The 15,372-nt window shown below is 63.5% G+C and carries 17 protein-coding genes; 9 read left to right on the top strand and 8 right to left on the bottom strand.

The features are described from left to right. The first annotated feature begins 89 nt into the window (after positions 1–89). From RH950_RS20750 to RH950_RS20735, 4 genes are all read left to right on the top strand, one after another. Positions 90–854: an enoyl-CoA hydratase/isomerase family protein gene (locus tag RH950_RS20750; protein ID WP_350059660.1), complete on the top strand. Its 765-nt coding sequence runs from the start codon at positions 90–92 to the stop codon at positions 852–854. 91 nt (positions 855–945) lie between these two features. Then, the gene (locus RH950_RS20745; RefSeq protein WP_350059659.1) at positions 946–1,869 is read left to right on the top strand and encodes a 2-hydroxyacid dehydrogenase; all 924 of its coding nucleotides are present in this window, start codon (positions 946–948) and stop codon (positions 1,867–1,869) included. Positions 1,870–2,059: 190 nt separating this feature from the next. Then, complete coding sequence (locus RH950_RS20740) at positions 2,060–2,929, top strand: fumarate hydratase (RefSeq protein WP_350059658.1); 870 nt, start codon at positions 2,060–2,062, stop codon at positions 2,927–2,929. Continuing rightward, positions 2,926–3,558, top strand: coding sequence for a fumarate hydratase C-terminal domain-containing protein (locus RH950_RS20735; protein ID WP_350059657.1), 633 nt, complete (start codon positions 2,926–2,928; stop codon positions 3,556–3,558). Before RH950_RS20740 ends, RH950_RS20735 begins: the two co-directional genes overlap by 4 nt. A 5-nt stretch (positions 3,559–3,563) precedes the next feature. Here the strand turns inward: RH950_RS20735 and RH950_RS20730 are convergent, their stop codons facing one another. The 6 genes from RH950_RS20730 to RH950_RS20705 form a co-directional block, all read right to left on the bottom strand. After that, positions 3,564–4,343, bottom strand: a complete 780-nt coding sequence (locus tag RH950_RS20730) for a GntR family transcriptional regulator (protein ID WP_350059656.1) — start codon at positions 4,341–4,343, stop codon at positions 3,564–3,566. A 160-nt stretch (positions 4,344–4,503) separates the two neighbouring features. After that, the gene (locus RH950_RS20725) at positions 4,504–5,112 is read right to left on the bottom strand and encodes a carboxymuconolactone decarboxylase family protein (RefSeq protein ID WP_350059655.1); all 609 of its coding nucleotides are present in this window, start codon (positions 5,110–5,112) and stop codon (positions 4,504–4,506) included. Continuing rightward, entirely contained in the window at positions 5,109–6,305 is a 1,197-nt protein-coding gene (locus RH950_RS20720; protein WP_350059654.1) for a CaiB/BaiF CoA transferase family protein, read from the bottom strand. The genes RH950_RS20725 and RH950_RS20720 overlap by 4 nt, the downstream gene beginning before the upstream one ends. Further along, positions 6,302–6,976 carry a glutathione S-transferase family protein gene (locus tag RH950_RS20715; RefSeq protein WP_350059653.1) on the bottom strand — a complete coding sequence of 225 codons (675 nt, stop codon included), beginning with the start codon at positions 6,974–6,976 and terminating at the stop codon, positions 6,302–6,304. The genes RH950_RS20720 and RH950_RS20715 overlap by 4 nt, the downstream gene beginning before the upstream one ends. Positions 6,977–6,984: 8 nt before the next feature. Continuing rightward, entirely contained in the window at positions 6,985–7,812 is an 828-nt protein-coding gene (locus RH950_RS20710) for an alpha/beta fold hydrolase (protein WP_350059652.1), read from the bottom strand. A gap of 170 nt (positions 7,813–7,982) precedes the next feature. After that, positions 7,983–8,813: an alpha/beta fold hydrolase gene (locus tag RH950_RS20705; protein WP_350059651.1), complete on the bottom strand. Its 831-nt coding sequence runs from the start codon at positions 8,811–8,813 to the stop codon at positions 7,983–7,985. Between the two features lie 70 nt (positions 8,814–8,883). Between RH950_RS20705 and RH950_RS20700 the strand changes: the two genes are divergently transcribed. Further along, on the top strand, positions 8,884–9,861 hold the full coding sequence (locus tag RH950_RS20700) for a ketopantoate reductase family protein (RefSeq protein ID WP_350059650.1): 978 nt from the start codon (positions 8,884–8,886) through the stop codon (positions 9,859–9,861). A 52-nt stretch (positions 9,862–9,913) separates the two neighbouring features. On the opposite strand, the gene pcaG is transcribed toward RH950_RS20700, so the two are convergent. Both pcaG and RH950_RS20690 read right to left on the bottom strand, forming a co-directional pair. Then, the gene (gene pcaG / locus RH950_RS20695) at positions 9,914–10,531 is read right to left on the bottom strand and encodes a protocatechuate 3,4-dioxygenase subunit alpha (protein ID WP_350059649.1); all 618 of its coding nucleotides are present in this window, start codon (positions 10,529–10,531) and stop codon (positions 9,914–9,916) included. Beyond that, on the bottom strand, positions 10,531–11,244 hold the full coding sequence (locus RH950_RS20690) for a dioxygenase family protein (protein WP_350059648.1): 714 nt from the start codon (positions 11,242–11,244) through the stop codon (positions 10,531–10,533). Before RH950_RS20690 ends, pcaG begins: the two co-directional genes overlap by 1 nt. Before the next feature lie 240 nt (positions 11,245–11,484). On the opposite strand from RH950_RS20690, the gene RH950_RS20685 reads away from it, so the two are divergent. From RH950_RS20685 to RH950_RS20670, 4 genes are all read left to right on the top strand, one after another. Then, positions 11,485–13,083, top strand: a complete 1,599-nt coding sequence (locus RH950_RS20685; RefSeq protein WP_350059647.1) for an MBL fold metallo-hydrolase RNA specificity domain-containing protein — start codon at positions 11,485–11,487, stop codon at positions 13,081–13,083. A gap of 122 nt (positions 13,084–13,205) precedes the next feature. Continuing rightward, positions 13,206–13,895 carry a hypothetical protein gene (locus tag RH950_RS20680; RefSeq protein ID WP_350059646.1) on the top strand — a complete coding sequence of 230 codons (690 nt, stop codon included), beginning with the start codon at positions 13,206–13,208 and terminating at the stop codon, positions 13,893–13,895. A gap of 179 nt (positions 13,896–14,074) precedes the next feature. Then, complete coding sequence (locus tag RH950_RS20675) at positions 14,075–14,563, top strand: peptidase associated/transthyretin-like domain-containing protein (protein WP_350059645.1); 489 nt, start codon at positions 14,075–14,077, stop codon at positions 14,561–14,563. A gap of 19 nt (positions 14,564–14,582) precedes the next feature. After that, complete coding sequence (locus RH950_RS20670) at positions 14,583–15,197, top strand: ferric reductase-like transmembrane domain-containing protein (RefSeq protein WP_350059644.1); 615 nt, start codon at positions 14,583–14,585, stop codon at positions 15,195–15,197. The last annotated feature ends 175 nt before the right edge of the window (positions 15,198–15,372 follow it).

Raw genomic sequence — 15,372 nt, 5'->3', positions numbered from 1 at the left:
TAAAAATAGCTGTTTGATTTTACCGGGGGCGTTGTTATTCCAGTGGGGCGCCATGCATTGTCATGCGGAACAACTGGGGACCTTCACAGATGCAGCTTGAGACCATCAACCTCAAGGTCGACGACTATATAGCGCTTGTTACGATCAACCGGCCGCCGGTGAACGCGCAGAACAACAGGCTTCGCGAAGAAATACAGCTTGTCATGGACAGTCTCGGCGACCGGACGGATGTCCGCGCCATCGTGCTGACCGGAGAGGGCAAGGCCTTCTCGGCCGGTGCCGATCTGTCCGAGCGGCCGACGCAGGATCCCGGAAACTACACCGCGCACAACCGGCGGGTCAGGGCCAGCTTCGATTGTCTGCTCGAATGCCCGAAGCCGATCATCGCGGCGGTCAACGGGCCGGCGATCGGCGCTGGCTGCGTGACCGCGCTGTGCTGCGATATCCTGGTCTTTTCCGAAAAGGGCTATCTGCAGATGACCGAGGTCAATGTCGGCCTTGCCGGCGGGGTTGCCCATGTCCGGCGGCATCTTGGGGAATCCGACGCGCGATTGATGCTGTTCACCGCGCGGCGCCTCTACGGGGCCGATCTGCTGCGGATGGGCGTCGCCTCGGCCTGCACCGCGCCGGAAGACCTGCTGGAGACGGCGCTGGGGATCGCCCGGGACATCGCCAAGGCCAGCCCCTCGGCGGTCCGGGCCGCGAAGGCCTCCTTCCAGATCACCGAGAACCTGTCGATCTACGAAGGCTACCGGTTCGAGCAGGGCCAGACCAAGGCTCTGTCCACCTCGGAGGATACCGAGGAAGCGATGGCGGCATTCCGCGAGAAGCGCGCGCCAACGTTCACGCCCTAGCCAACCTGGAAGAGTCCTTTCGCCGGCAGCGGGCAAACTGGGCGCGCCGGCAATGGACCATTCAAATGCGCCTTATCGGAAGGAACCTGACATGACGACAAGCGGCCAAGGCGACAGTGAGGGCTCCCGTCCTCCTGTTGCGCTTCTGGGATCCATTCCCGCCGATATTTCAACCGCGCTCCGGCAACAGTTCGAGCTGATCGACGAAGACAGTCTGCCGGCTTTGCCAGACGACCGGCGCAAGGCCATCACCCATGGTCTGACCTCCGCCATGGGCGGTGTGAACCACGCAATGCTGGAGGACCTGCCCGGCCTGGATGCCATCGCCAGCGTCGGCGCCGGGATGGACCGGTTCGACCTGCCATGGCTTTCGGCGCGGGGGATCGCGGTGCATCCGACGCCGGACGTGATGACCGAAGACACGGCGGAGTTCGCCGTCGGTCTTGTTTTCGCTTTGCTCCGGAACATCGTGAGCAATGACGGGTTCGTGCGGCGCGGCGCCTGGTCGGCGGGGCGGGCGCCTCTCGGATACCGGATATCCGGGCGCAGGATCGGCATTGTCGGCCTCGGACGGATCGGCAGCCGGATCGCGGGCAAACTGGCGGCCCTCGGCTGCGATATCGCCTATTCGGGACCAAGCCGGAAGGACGGGCCATGGCGGTTCGAGCTGGATCTCGCGGAACTGGCGCGGCAGGCGGATGTCCTGGTCCTGAGCTGTGCCGGCGGCGAGGCGACGCGGGGCATCATCAATGCGGCGGTGCTCGAACGGCTCGGCCCGCAGGGATATCTTGTCAATGTGTCCAGAGGATCCGTGGTGGACGAGGCGGCGCTGATCGAAGCCCTCGAGCGCGGGACGATCGCAGGCGCGGCGCTTGATGTTTTCGAGAACGAACCGGTGCCGAACCCGCTTTTTCTCGAGCTCCCGAACTGCATTCTGCAGCCCCATGCCTCGGTTTTCACGCGCGAGAACAGGCGGGATCTCGCGGCCGCGCTGGAGCAAATTCTGCGCTCGTAACGTCAAAAGATCATATTATTGATTTTTTGATCCGGTTGGAACTAACGTAGCTCATCAAAAAGATGTTCCGCGGCAGGGATTGCCGGTGCCCACAGGGCACCCGGACCGCCCGTTCAGGTGCCGGGGCATCTCTTCAATGAAAACATGTCTTCGGGCGATGCATCCGGGGACGGGGGACGGACCAGGCGACATGCCAATCACAGACGAAATGATCCGGAATGCCACGAAGGAGCTGTATTCCCGCGCGCTCCGGAAAGTTCCCGAGGATGCCAAGACGGCCATTGCGGCCGCGATGGAGACCGAAACCAGCGAAACAGCCCGGCAGACACTGCTGCTGCAGTTGAGAAGCGCCGAATTGTCCGAGCGGACCGACCGCTTTGTCTGCTCCGACAGCGGGGTGCCGACCTATTTCGTGAAGGTCGGCAGCAAGGCCGCGCTTGACTGCGATTTCAAGTTGGCGATCCGGGAGGGCTACGAAGAACTGGTCGAGACCATCGAGCCGCCGCTCCTGAAGCATGTGACGAATCCCCTCACGCTGGAGCGCGGCTACCACGGCAAGGACATGCCGATCGTCAGCTACGATTTCGAGAGCGGCGCCGACTATGTCGAGATGACCTGTTCGCCGAAGGCCCTTGGATCGGGCCGCTGGGCATCCCTCGAGCTCTTCACCTTTCCATCCCTCGAGCAGATCGAAACCTATATCCTCGATGTCGCGATCAAGGCAGGCGCACAGCATTGCCCGCCGGTCATCATGGGGGTCGGCATCGGCGGCTCGTTCGACCATTGCGCCGGTCTGGCGAAGAAACAGACCCTGCGGCCGATCGGCGAGAAGAACCCGGAACCGATCCTGGCCGCCATGGAAGAGCGTCTGACAAAGGCGGTCAATTCACTGGGTTTCGGTCCGATGGGCACAGGCGGGGACACGACCGTCCTGGCGGTCCATGTCGACTATGCGAGCGGCCACGGCTTCACCCCCGTGGCCGTCTGCTTCAATTGCTGGATCAACAGGCGCGCCAAGGCGCGGCTCTGGGGTGACGGACGTGTGGAGTGGTCGGAATGACGGTTGTCGAGCATGAGCTCACCTTGCCGCTGAACGAGGCGGCTGTCCGCAGTCTCAACGCGGGCGACTTCGTCTATCTCACCGGGGAAATCTTCGCGACGGCGGGCCTGCCGACACATGATCGCCTTCTCGGATGCCTGGACGGCGTCGAGCCGCTTCCGTTCGACATGCAGGGCGGCGCGCTTTTTCAGCTCGGCAGCCTGAACGAAGAGGCCGAGGATGGTTCTCTTCGCATCATCTACATGAACCCGACAACGAGCACCCGGTTCAACGGCCACATGCCCCGTCTGATTCCCGGTCTGGGCCTTCGGGCAACCGGCGGCAAGGGCGGGCTGGATGCGGCATGTGCGCGGACCATGGCGGAGTGCGGCTGTGTCTACCTGTCCTTCCTCGGCGGCGGCGCGCAGATCATCACGGCAGCCATTCGCAAGGTAACGGGCATCGGCTGGCCCGAGATGATTTCCCATTACCGGATCGCCAGGATCGAGGTTGAACGCCTCGGCCCGTTGACCGTGGGGATCGATGCGCACGGAAACAGCATCTACGACCGGACAACGGCGTCGGCGCTGGAAAGACGCAGTGCAATTCTCGACGAGATGCGCGCGGCGCGGGACGCGGCCGGCTCCTGACGATGTCAGTCCGGTTGGCCGGGGGACTCTCCGGTCAGCAGCTTGATGTCGATCCGGACCATGTCGCCGCGATAGATGCCGTTTGCGATCAGCACCATGGTTCCGTCTTCGGCAACGGCGACGCGTTTGACGTAGGCAACGGGATCGCCGAGCGGGACACCCAGCAGCTCGCTGATCTCGGGATCGGCCAGGCCGATGGTGAGGACCTGCCGTGCGTCGACAATCTTGATCCCCGGCACGTCTGCGATCAGCCGCATGGATGTCTTGCGAGTGAGATCGTCCTTGTCGATCCTGGCGCTGATCCGCTCGTCGATATAGACGTCGGCCAGCAGGAAGGCTTCGCCGTCGCGACTATGGACGCGGCGAAGATGCAGATATTCAGGCGCCAGCTCACCGACGTCGCTGGGGAAATCGGCGGGCCTGACACCATTTTCGACGTTGATCACCTTGATCTGGGCGTTGTCGCGCGACATCAACAGACCGCTCCAGTCGGTCTGTACCTCACACCAGAGGTCGTGCCGGTTGCGTTTCCGCACGAACGTGCCTTTCGCGCGGAAGCGCTCGATCAGCCCTTCCTGCTCGAGAATGCCCAGTGCCTGGCGGATCGTCATATTCGCGACGCCGCATTCCTTGGCCAGCTCGTCGACCGTCGGAATGCGCGCGTCGACGACCCATTCACCGGTTTCTATGCGGCGGCGGAACAGGGCCGCCAGCTGCAGATAGCGGGCCACGGCGCTCTTGCGCAGGGCAACGGCGGTCCGGGACTTTGACCCTGCGTTCTGCATGCATGTGCTCCAATGTTCGCGTCGCGGATGAGGACATGGATCATGTCTATCAGCTAGTTGAACTAGCTTATTATGTTTATTTGGATTCATGCAACAGAATCAGGGCTCCGAGCGCACTCTCCGATCGTCCGTGGGGGCAGATTCAGTTTCTTGCTTATCCTTACTCCGCAGCCGCTCCGGTTGCCGGCGGCAGGGATGTCCGCGTTGCGGGCGTGCTGTTCAGTTCGGGGGGAATATGATCGGGCAGTGGAATGCCGTGGGCATTCAGCGTCATTGCCACCATGGAGTAATAGCCGACAAGCGCTGTCAGTTCGACGACCCCCAATGCTCCCCAGCGATCCTGGACAGCGCCATAGGCAGCATCCCCGACCCGTCCTGTTTCCAGCAATTGCCGGCTGAACTCGTAGATTTCACGCTCGTCCTCGCTGGCGAAACCGGGCACCGCGCCCGTCCGCACGGCTTCAATGGTCGTATCGTCAATACCGGCGCGTCGCGCATCGCCGGCATGGATCGTCCATTCCAGCTCGCTGTTCCAGTGGCGGGCGACGACGAGGATTGCGAGTTCGTTCAGGTTCTTCGGCAGGCAGGTCTCGAACCGCAGGACCTGACCGAAGGCCTGCCAGCGGTCGGCCAGCGCCGGATTGTGAAGCGCTGCGCGCAAGGGGCCGACCAGGGTCCCGCGCGGGCCGCTTACGATCTTGTCGTAGACGGCGCGCTGGGCGTCGTTCATCTCGTCGGGACCGGGCAGGGGGATCCGGGGTTGGGTCATGTCTTGTCCTCCTGGCTCAGACCGAGCGCTGCAAGAATCTCTTCTGTATGGGCACCGAGCAGCGGTGGTGCCTTGTCGAAATTGAGGGCCGAGCGTTCGAAGCGCATGGGGCTGACGACCGACGGCACCGTGCCGGAAAGCGGGTGCGGCAGGTCCCGCAGCATCTGCCTGTGCCGGACCTGCGGGTCGTCGAAGACCATCGGCACGCTGTTGATCGGCCCGCAGGGGACCTTTTCGGCATTGAAGATCCCGATCCAGTCGGACAGATCCTTCTCGGCGAGCCGTTCGCAAATGAGCGGATGCAGTCTGTCGAGATTGTTGACCCGTTCACGGTTGGTGGAATAGCGGGGATCCTCGGCCAGCGCCGGGTTCCCGATTGCCTTGGCGAATCTCTGGAATTGCTCGTCGTTGCCGACGGCCAGAACAATATGCCCGTCGCGTACCGGAAACACGTCCTGCGGCTGGATGTTCGGATGCTTGTTGCCGCGCCGGACCGGCGTCGCCCCGGAAACCAGATGGTTCATCGCCTGGTTCGACAGGATGGCTGTCGCCGTGTCGAGCATGGCGAGGTCGATGAAGTCGCCTTTGCCGCTCTTGTCTCTCTCCGACAGCGCGGCGAGTACGGCGATCGTTGCGTACATCCCGGTCACAATGTCGATGATCGGCACGCCGACCTTCTGCGGGCCCGCACCGGGACTGCCGTCCGGCGCACCCGTGATGCTCATCAATCCGCCCATGGCCTGGATCATGAAATCATAGGCCACCTCGTCAGCATACGGACCGTCCTGCCCGAATCCCGTGATCGAGCAGTAGATCAGGCGGGGATTGACCTGCTTCAGGTCTTCGTATCCGAGGCCGTAGCGGCCAAGCGTGCCGACCTTGAAATTCTCAAGCACGATGTCGGACTCGGCGGCCAGGGCTTTCACCACGGCTTGTCCCTCGGCGGAGGCGAGGTCGATCTCGACCGATTTCTTGCCGCGGTTGACCGACAGGAAATAGCCGGACTCTCCCGTCGGCTTTCCGTCGGAATCCTTCAGATAGGGTGGTCCCCAGCGCCGCGTGTCGTCTCCGGCGCCGGCCCGCTCCACCTTGATGACTTCGGCGCCCAGATCGGCAAGGATCTGCCCGGACCAGGGCCCCGCCATGATCCGGGACAGGTCGAGAACGCGAACATGACTGAGAGGGCCGCTCATGGGCTGACCCCATAGGTGAATGCCGGGACCTCGTCGGCCGCACCGGCCGGCCCGCCGCCATCGTCGACGACGACCGTGGAGGCGACCGACGGCCGGTCTGCGATCGTCGCGTGCCAGGCGGCCAGGCGCGGCAGACCGTCCCGCCAACCGCACCCGGCATAGCGGAAATCCAGCTGGCCCAGGGCGCAGAGAACCGAGATATGGCCGAGCCCGAACGGGGTGGCAGAAAGATCGGCGCTTTCCGCGTCCAGTGTTGCCAGGGCGGCCCGGGTCTTGGTTTCGAAGGCTGCCTCAACGACCGGATCGGCATGGGCACCGCGCGCGCGCTCAGTGCGCCAGAGCAGCAGGATATCGGTCAATCCATCGCCCAGTGCCTGCCAGCGCAGGTGTTTGATCCGGGCGGCGGGGTCGGTTGGCAGCAGGTCGTCCCGTCCGGCGCGGGCAATGAGGTATTCGCAGATCACGCGGGAATCAAAAAGCTTCTGGCCGTCATCGGTGATCAGAACCGGAATTTTGCCCAACGGATTGTCGCGCAGGATCTCGGGGTTCGGCGGGGCGGCGAAAACGGCGACCGAGCGGATGCGCTCGACCGTGTCGGTCATGCCGCACTCCTCGAGGATGATATTGACCTTGCGCACGAACGGGGATCGCGGAGACCAGTGAAGCTGCATGTTTCCTCCTATGCGCCTTGGGCGTCTGATTTTGCCAGAAAGTCGTCGAGCACGGCCGTAAAGGCCTCTGGTTGCTCGAAACAGGGAACGTGGCCGGCCTGCGGAATGACCTGCATGGTGGACCCGGCAATGGCGGGTTTCAGCTTCGAGGCCATGCCCTCCGGCATCGCACCATCCTCGGCGCCCGCGATCAGCAGGGTCGGCCGGCGGATCTGTTTCAGTTCATCCAAATAATCGTAATCCATCAGGGCGGTGGCGCCGGTGCGGAAACCCTCGAAGGAGGTCGCGGCAATCATCGCCACCAGCTTTCCCCGGCGCTCATTTCCTGTTGTCGCGGTCAGCCAACGGCCTGCCGTGGCGGCGGCAAAAGCCTCCATCCCGGTCTCTTCCGCTCCGGCAATGCGCTCGGCCCATCCTGCCGCGCCGCCCGGGGCGGTCTTAGCCTGTCCGTCCGAGAAAACCAGCGCGGTGAAGCGCTCTGGCGCGCGCCTGTGTGCCGCAAGGCCGGTCGGCACGCCCATGGAGAGCCCGACATAGACGGCGCTGTCGATTCCGGCTTCATCCATGACGGCGAGCAGATCGTCCCCGAGATCGCCGAAGCTGACCTGCGTTTCCGGCAGTCCGGAGCGGCCGTGCCCCGCCTGATCGTATCGGAGAATTCCGTATCGCCCGGCCAGGGCATCGGCCTGGGCATCCCAGACCGTCAGGTCGGTAACCAGTGAATTGCCGAACACGATCCAGGGTGCGCCGGCCCGGTCCGGCGCCAATGCTTCCGCGTGCAGGTCGTAGCCCCTGCGTGAAACCTGCAAGGTCCTGGTGCCGGATTTGCGTGCCATCAGTGCAACCTTTTCATGCTGTAAATGACCGCGCTCCGCTTCTTGGCGACGCCCCTGGCAGGACATTTTCCGATCTGCAGACCGGATGGAAAATGCGCGCTTTCTTCATCAATTACTAAAAGCTAGGTATATAGGTTTTTAGTTCCATGCAATTGGAAATTTCCGGGGCGTCAATCGTCACTGACGGGATCAAGTCGCGACATCCATTCATGCAGACAGGCTGTAACGGCCCGGGGCTGTTCGGGCAGCAGCGCATGTCCGGCCTGCGGGACGACTGCGAGGGATGCGTTGGGGCCGATCGCAGCGCGCAGTTCACCGAGTGTTGGCGGCGGCGAGATAACGTCGTCGGCGGCGCCCAGATAGAATGTCGGATGCGCCTGCGCGACAGGTTTCCAGGAGTTGTCCGTTGTCAGCCGGGCCGCTTCCCGTTGTTTCCTTGCCACCCCGGGCCACCAGCCATCCAGCCAGACCCGCGCATCCGCGCCCGGCGCGAAGTAGGCGCGTTGCAAATGCACAAGGCGCTCGGCATCGGACAGCGACGGATCGAAGCTGCCGGAGATCGAGGCACGGATGTCGTCGGAGGGAGCCTGGGTCACGATCGCGGCGACCAGCGCGACGGCCCTGGTCAGATCGGGGCGATCGTGGGCCAGCACCCGGGCCACCCAGTTTCCCGCGGCATGGCCGACAAGGATGGCCGGGGCCGAATTCTCAGCCTCGATGATGGCGGCGATATCGGCAGCCATGTCATGCAGCGTGTCACTTTCCCGCAGAGGCGATGAGCCGCCGATCCCGCGCGGCTCCGGCCGCAGGACGCGGTAGCCCGATTGGGCCATATCCGCTGCCAGCAGGTCGAAATCCTCGGCGCCCCGTCCGAGCGACGGGATCAGGACAACCGACGGTCCCGATCCCGCAATGCGATATTCGATCCTGGCATCGCCGCGCGTCAGAACTCTGGAAAAGACGTCGCGTGCCGCGTTGTCATTGATGTCGGAGGGGCGCATCTGCTGCTCGTGTCAATTGCCGAAAGATGTGAGTATTTTGCAGGGATCGAACGGGGCGGAGGGAAAGCGTATGCGTGTGTCAGTCATCGGAGCGGGAGCGATTGGAGGCTGGCTCGCCTCAGCGTTTGTCGGAGCAGGCGCGACCGTGACAATCCTGGCGCGCGGGGCAACGCTTGAGGCCCTGCGGCGATCGGGCAACATTGCGGTGACCAGTGGCGAAACGCGCCGTGAATACCCTGTTGAAGTGACGGACAGGCCTGATGCGTTGCGCGACGCGGATCTACTCCTGCTCGGGCTCAAGGCCCATGATTTGCCTGCCGCTGCGCCGCTCATCACGGAAGCTCTCGGGCCGGAAACCTTCGTCGCTGCAGCGATCAACGGCCTGCCCTGGTGGTTCTTCGACCATTTCGGCGGTCCGGCCCGCGGCCTCACTCTGGAGGCGGTGGATCCCGGCGGCGCGCTGGCCCGGCTGATGCCGGCCGAGCGGGTTGTCGGAACGGTCGTCCATGCCGCGAGCCGCGTCGAGGCGCCCGGTGAAATCCGGCTGATCAAGGCCGATCGGGTCTGGCTCGGGGATGCCGGAGACGGCGGGTTCGCCGCACAAGTCGCAGAACAACTGACGGCCGGCGGCGTTCCCGCGAGCGCCACGGAACAGATACACCGCGAAGTCTGGAGCAAGTTATGGGGCAATTCGAACATGAACCCCCTGACGGCCCTGGCGCGCGCCGACGCTTCGCAGTTGCTCGACGATCCCGGCGGCCGCCGCCTGGTGATTGCGATGATGCGGGAGATGGCTGCATTGGGAGAGAGGATCGGCCTTTCGGGCTTCGATGATTTCGAGGGCCGGATCAACGAGACCCGCAAACTGGGCGCCATCCGCACCTCGATGCTGCAGGATGTCGAGGCCGGACGCGAGATCGAGATCGGCCCGATCCTCGGCGCTCTGGTCGAGCTGGCCCGGCATCTCGACCAGCCGACGCCGGTCATGGACGGCATCTGCGGTCTGGCACGGTTGCTCGACCGGAATCTGCGCGAGCGGCGTGCCTGACGCGCCGTCATTGCGCCCATGCCGGTCTGCCGAGACCGGCAATGGCCTTGTTTCAGGTTTCAAAAAACGGCGTTTCTTCATCCGCCGGACCCCGGAGCAGGATATCGAACCGGTAGGATTTCAAACCGTCTGCGCTGCCGCCTGAGCGCATCACCAGCCGCTGGCGCATGTCTTCCGGCACCAGGCAGAGAACCGGGTCTTCGGCATTCATTTCGGGAAAATCCGGGAAATAGAGGGTGGTTCCGACCGGGCGCATGAGACCCGCCGCCATGATCAGGATGTTGAGGTGCGGCGCGCGGCGCCGGCCATCTTCCTCATAGGGTCCGGGCAATATGGAGCGGAAGGAGAAGACGCCGTCGGTATTGGTCCGCGCGCGTCCCCAGCCGAGGAAATCCGGGTCCGCCTGCTCACTCTCGGGATCGAGCGGATGGCGGAAGCGTCCGGCCGCATCGGCCTGCCAGATTTCGAGAATGGCGTTGGCGACGGGAAGCCGGCCTTCCTTCATCACGACGCCGCTGAGCTCGACGGTATCACCGTTCCCTGTCGGATCAGCCGCCTCGGAAACGCGCGTCAGGTCGTTGTCCGTGTTCTGAAAGAAATTCGGCGGGAAAAACGGTCCGATCGTGTGCTGCGAGATCGGAAACCGTCTGTGTGGCTGGGCGTTTTTCATCATGCCTCCGGAGTCGCGAGCCGCCCGCGCAGGACGATGTCGTGGCGATATGCGAGGTGTTCGCTGCCGGTTTCCGTCGGATGCATCTGTGTCGCGATCAGCCGGTTGCGCGCCGCGGGATCGTTGACGGACTGGAGAATGCGGTCCCAGTCGTTCATCGGGTCTCCGGGGAAATACATCTGCGTGACGAGGCGGGACAGAGTGCTCGGACCGAGTACCGAGAAATGGACATGCGGCGGACGCCACCAGTTGTCCTTGACCGGAACCGCGTAGGCGCCCGGCTTGACGCTCAGGAAGGAGTAGAAGCCGTTCTCGTCGGATCTGACACGGCCGTTGCCGAGGAAGTTCGGGTCGATCGGCGCGGTGCTGTCGTCATGCGCGTGGCTGTACCGGCCGGCGGCGTTGGCCTGCCAGATCTCGACAACCGCATCCGGAACCGGCCGGCCGTCCTCGTTCAGGACCTGTCCGAAGATCCGGATCATCTGCCCGAGCGCCGGTTTTCCGGATGGCGAGACGGCCAGGTTGTTCGTGCCGCACTCAAGCTTGCGCCAGAGCTCCATCGGTCCTGTCGCCTCGGTCCGCGTCAGCGGCCGGTGGATGGCGGGGCGCGACGGGGTGAAGGTCCAGGTATTGGGATAGCCCTCGATCGGTACGCTTGGCTGGACGCCCTCCGGCCACGGATCGTAAATTCGAGGCGGTTGCCATGCTGCCATCTGGCTCTCCCGTGCGCGATTTCGCGGCTGTCTGTCATCCCGTCGGTCACCTGTGCATGACGCGACGACCCGTGTTTTATCCAATCATCTAACTTTATAGCGTTTTGTCAATTGACCGGCCGTGCGCCAATCAGCCACACCAAAGCGGTAATAGGGTCGCATTCAACGGAGGAACTGGACCGCCTTGCGGATCCCGGTCAAACATGGTCGGACTGAGCCTGATCGATGGAGTTTGGTCGAATGATCCTGACATTCTGCGGCGCCGCCGGAACCGTCACCGGCTCGTGCTACTGGCTGCAAACGGACCGCTGCCAGTTCCTGGTCGATTGCGGGATGTTTCAGGGGTCGAAAACCCTGAAGGAGCTCAATTACGGGCCCTTTCCGTTCGATCCGAAGGAGATCTCCTTTGTCCTGCTCACCCATGCGCATATCGATCATTCGGGCCTGATTCCGAAACTGGTCAAGCAGGGTTTCGCCGGACAGATCTTTGCCACGAGCGGGACAATCGATCTCCTGACCTACATGCTGCCGGACAGCGGCGGGATCCAGGAGATGGAGGTCGAGCGGCTGAACAGGCGGAACGCCAGGCGCGGCCGGCCGGCGGTCACCCCGATCTACGACAAGGAAGATGCACAGGCCGCGCTCGGCTCCTTCTCCGCAGTCGAGTACGAAATGTGGCGCGAGGTCGGCGCTGGCGTGCGCGCCCGCTACTGGAATGCCGGGCATATTCTCGGGTCGGCCTCGATCGAAGTCGAGGTTTCGTCCGATAATCCGGATGCGCGACTGTCCCGGCTGCTGTTCTCCGGCGATATAGGACCGGACCACAAGCTGCTCCATCCCGACCCGGAAGCTCCCGGAAACTGGGACTGGGTCTGTTGTGAGGCAACCTATGGCGGGCGGCCTCGTGTCGATGTGACACCCGAACACCGGCGGACTGTGCTTGCCGAGGAAGTGAACACGGCACTGGCGCGCGGAGGTAACCTCTTGATTCCCGCGTTCGCAGTCGAACGCACGCAGGAGCTTCTGCTCGATCTGGGGGCGCTGTTTGACCAGGGACGTATCCCTCAGGCGCCGGTTTTCCTCGACTCGCCGCTGGCGATCCGGGCGACGGAAGTGTTCGAGAAGAACGCCTCCGATCTCGAGGATCTCCCGGCCAAAGGAGCCAGCTTCCGGCGCCCGAACATCCGTTTCACCGAGTCGGTCGATGAAAGCAAGCTGATCGCCCGGGTGAAGGGCGGTGCGATCATCATCGCCGGCAGCGGCATGTGCGACGCAGGCCGTATCCGCCATCATCTGAAGCAGAATCTGTGGCGGTCCAATGCGACGGTGCTGCTGGTCGGCTACCAGGCACCCGGCTCACTCGGGGCACTGCTGGCGTCCGGGGTGGAAGCGGTCACGATTTTCGGCGAAGAACTCCGCGTGCAGGCGGCAATCCGGCAGATCGATGTGTATTCCGGACATGCGGACGGCGACGAGTTGATCGACTGGCTGACGGACCGGTTGCCGGTGAAATCCGCCATCTTCCTGACCCATGGTGAGGAAGAGGCCCTGTCCGCCATGCGGGACGGTTTGCAGGCCAGGGGAGTCGATCCGGAGCGGATCGTGATTCCGCAGCTGGATGACGCCGTGGATCTGTCGACCGGTCACGCCGAAATCCGGTTCAAGAAGAAGGTCAGGCGGCTTGCGCCGGAGGCCGTTCGCGGGCCGGACTGGCACAATGATCTGGCGGAATTCACTCTTCGCCTCAGGGAGAAACTGGAAACCGCCGCCGATGATCGGTCACGGCGCAAGATCATGCGCCGGGTCATCAGGGCGCTGGACGATACCAAGCAGCCGTAGTGCAAGGCATGGCGCCCGATCCGGGCCTAACCTTTGCGGAAATTTCCCTTGCGATTCCGACGGCCGGCACAGAATCGTAGTGCGTCGACCGATCCCGTTGCGCGAAAGAAAGCGGACCATCAATGACCAATGCATACAGCGTTCAGGTGCTGCACTTCTCCAACATTCTCGAGATTGAAGGCGCGCGAACGACACGTGACTTCGAGGCTTTGCTCGAGGCCATGGAATACGGCAGCCAGTCCGGATTGAGCGACGAGGAGAAGCGGGACCTGTGCATCCTGTCGCTGCAGGACCGGGAGCCCGAGGAGGCGGCCTATCTGGTGCTGAAGCACGATATGGGCGACGTGCTGCGCGACGGTCAGATTCGGAACGTCGCCGGCGAAATGCTTGAAGAGAAACTCTGGGAGGAATATTCGAACTCCACCCTGCATGAACGGTTCTTCAATGCCGGTAGCCTGCTGTACGCGGCTTTCCCCAAGTCTTTCCCGAAACCCGATGCGGTCCGCATAGAGCTTGACGTCACGGCGACCGGCGCGAGCGCAAAGCATCTGCTGAAGAACGTCAGCAACGAGTCTTTCCTGGTGCGGCTGCTGGCCGACGGCATGGACGGCCATGCCATCCTGCATCGCTTGTATGGTGATGAGCTGTCCGGCAAGTCCTTCCCGAATGCCGCCGAGGTCGTCTGGATCGTGCGCCCGGAAGCGGCCGGTGACGGTGTCGTCAAAATCGAGATCATCAGCTCCGGCTACTGGCTGGATGCGCTGCAACGCACCAGATCCTTCGAGTCGACTGCCTATGCCGATGAAATCTAGCCCATGCGCCGGACCCGGGCGGCCGGAAATCCGGCATCACGAAGCCGTGAGCAGGGGTTAACGCCCGTCCTGTCCCTCTTAAGTCAGAAATGCTCGCAACAGCGCCATCGAACAGCGATAGTCGTGCCGGGTCCAGGGTGGCGGGCCGATGGACACCGCGCCGGATGGGAGGATTCCATATGCCCATTGATATGTTCACACGCCGGACCCTGCTCGCCGCCGGCGGCGCCGTGGCGGCAAGCTGGGCCGCCGGTCCTCTGGTGCCCGCCCACGCGCAAGGCCTGGCGCCGACGCCCTCCATGCGAGGCGGCTCCAACAACTATATCCCCAATGCACCGATCGTCGACCGGATCGGCGGCGGAGGATTCTGGATGACAGGAACAGTCCGCCGTGCCGGCGACGGTGCGCCGCTTGCGGGCCAGCGCATCCAGATCTGGGCGCATACGACCGAAGGGTACGAGAGTGACCCGCACAGTCACGGCGCCACGCTGACCGACGAGAACGGGGAATTCCGGCTCGAAATGCCGCAGATCGTTCCAGCCTTTGGTCAGCCGCACGGGCATCTCGCCTATGACAGCGACGAATTTGAAACCGTCTTCCTGCGTCCGGTGATGTCGAGCTCGAAAGATACCAGCCTCCGCGCGGATTTCGTTCTCCGGCCGGCTTGAGCGGAGAACGTCGAAAGGAATGAATACGGCCCGCAAGTCCCTGATCTGGGCTGTTCTCGTTGTTGCCATCGCAGTGCCGATCGCCGCGGCGGCGGCCAGCCCGCTGCATGCATGGCGCGATCCGGTCTATATCGCGGCCGGTTTCGCGGGAATTATCGGGATGGTTCTCCTGCTTATTCAGCCTTTGCTGATCGGTGGATACCTGCCGGGCCTGTCAGGTCCGCGCGGACGCCGGGTCCATCGGGTCACAGGCGCCGCTCTTGTCATCGCGCTGGCGGTACATGTCGGGGGACTCTGGATCTCCAGCCCGCCTGACGTGGTGGACGCGCTGCTTTTCGCTTCGCCGACACCGTTCTCGGACTGGGGCGTGATCGCCATGTGGGCCGTCTTCGCCTCTGCGATACTGGCCGCGCTGCGCCGGCGGCTCCGGCTGCGGCCGCGCACCTGGCGCCTCGGCCATACGGTCCTCGCGGCCGTGATCGTGCTGTGCAGCGTCGTTCATGCCCTGCTGATCGAGGGGACAATGGAAACATTCTCCAAGGTCGCGCTCTGCACGCTGGTCGTCCTGGCGGCGGTCAAGGTCGGTGCGGACCTGCGCCTGTGGGCATTCCGGGGCCAGAAACCGGGGACGTGATGGCCCGGCGTCTCTACGGGTTCAGGCAACAGGCCGTAACCACGGCGCATATGCATGCGTGCCGGTCCGATATTCCGGAGAGGCCTTTCCATGCACTCATATTGGATTTGACAGAACTCGAAAAGGCGCTGCAAATCATGGATATCCCGCATTGATTTCATGCGCCTGAAAGAGG

Source organism: Nisaea sp. (genome assembly GCF_040217065.1).
In the GTDB taxonomy this organism is placed as follows: Bacteria; Pseudomonadota; Alphaproteobacteria; order Thalassobaculales; family Thalassobaculaceae; genus Nisaea.
Note: the sequence above shows the minus strand (reverse complement) of the source record. Positions and strands in the feature narration are given on the sequence as shown.

What these genes read in the sequence shown, in the direction of transcription:
- RH950_RS20670 (WP_350059644.1), top strand. Translation starts at nt 14,583, where the DNA reads ATGAATACGGCCCGCAAGTCCCTGATCTGGGCTGTTCTCGTTGTTGCC.
- RH950_RS20725 (WP_350059655.1), bottom strand. Translation starts at nt 5,112, where the DNA reads ATGACCCAACCCCGGATCCCCCTGCCCGGTCCCGACGAGATGAACGAC.
- RH950_RS20710 (WP_350059652.1), bottom strand. Translation starts at nt 7,812, where the DNA reads ATGGCACGCAAATCCGGCACCAGGACCTTGCAGGTTTCACGCAGGGGC.
- RH950_RS20745 (WP_350059659.1), top strand. Translation starts at nt 946, where the DNA reads ATGACGACAAGCGGCCAAGGCGACAGTGAGGGCTCCCGTCCTCCTGTT.
- RH950_RS20685 (WP_350059647.1), top strand. Translation starts at nt 11,485, where the DNA reads ATGATCCTGACATTCTGCGGCGCCGCCGGAACCGTCACCGGCTCGTGC.
- RH950_RS20735 (WP_350059657.1), top strand. Translation starts at nt 2,926, where the DNA reads ATGACGGTTGTCGAGCATGAGCTCACCTTGCCGCTGAACGAGGCGGCT.
- RH950_RS20740 (WP_350059658.1), top strand. Translation starts at nt 2,060, where the DNA reads ATGCCAATCACAGACGAAATGATCCGGAATGCCACGAAGGAGCTGTAT.
- RH950_RS20690 (WP_350059648.1), bottom strand. Translation starts at nt 11,244, where the DNA reads ATGGCAGCATGGCAACCGCCTCGAATTTACGATCCGTGGCCGGAGGGC.
- RH950_RS20730 (WP_350059656.1), bottom strand. Translation starts at nt 4,343, where the DNA reads ATGCAGAACGCAGGGTCAAAGTCCCGGACCGCCGTTGCCCTGCGCAAG.
- RH950_RS20680 (WP_350059646.1), top strand. Translation starts at nt 13,206, where the DNA reads ATGACCAATGCATACAGCGTTCAGGTGCTGCACTTCTCCAACATTCTC.
- RH950_RS20705 (WP_350059651.1), bottom strand. Translation starts at nt 8,813, where the DNA reads ATGCGCCCCTCCGACATCAATGACAACGCGGCACGCGACGTCTTTTCC.
- RH950_RS20700 (WP_350059650.1), top strand. Translation starts at nt 8,884, where the DNA reads ATGCGTGTGTCAGTCATCGGAGCGGGAGCGATTGGAGGCTGGCTCGCC.
- RH950_RS20750 (WP_350059660.1), top strand. Translation starts at nt 90, where the DNA reads ATGCAGCTTGAGACCATCAACCTCAAGGTCGACGACTATATAGCGCTT.
- RH950_RS20675 (WP_350059645.1), top strand. Translation starts at nt 14,075, where the DNA reads ATGCCCATTGATATGTTCACACGCCGGACCCTGCTCGCCGCCGGCGGC.
- pcaG (WP_350059649.1), bottom strand. Translation starts at nt 10,531, where the DNA reads ATGAAAAACGCCCAGCCACACAGACGGTTTCCGATCTCGCAGCACACG.
- RH950_RS20715 (WP_350059653.1), bottom strand. Translation starts at nt 6,976, where the DNA reads ATGCAGCTTCACTGGTCTCCGCGATCCCCGTTCGTGCGCAAGGTCAAT.
- RH950_RS20720 (WP_350059654.1), bottom strand. Translation starts at nt 6,305, where the DNA reads ATGAGCGGCCCTCTCAGTCATGTTCGCGTTCTCGACCTGTCCCGGATC.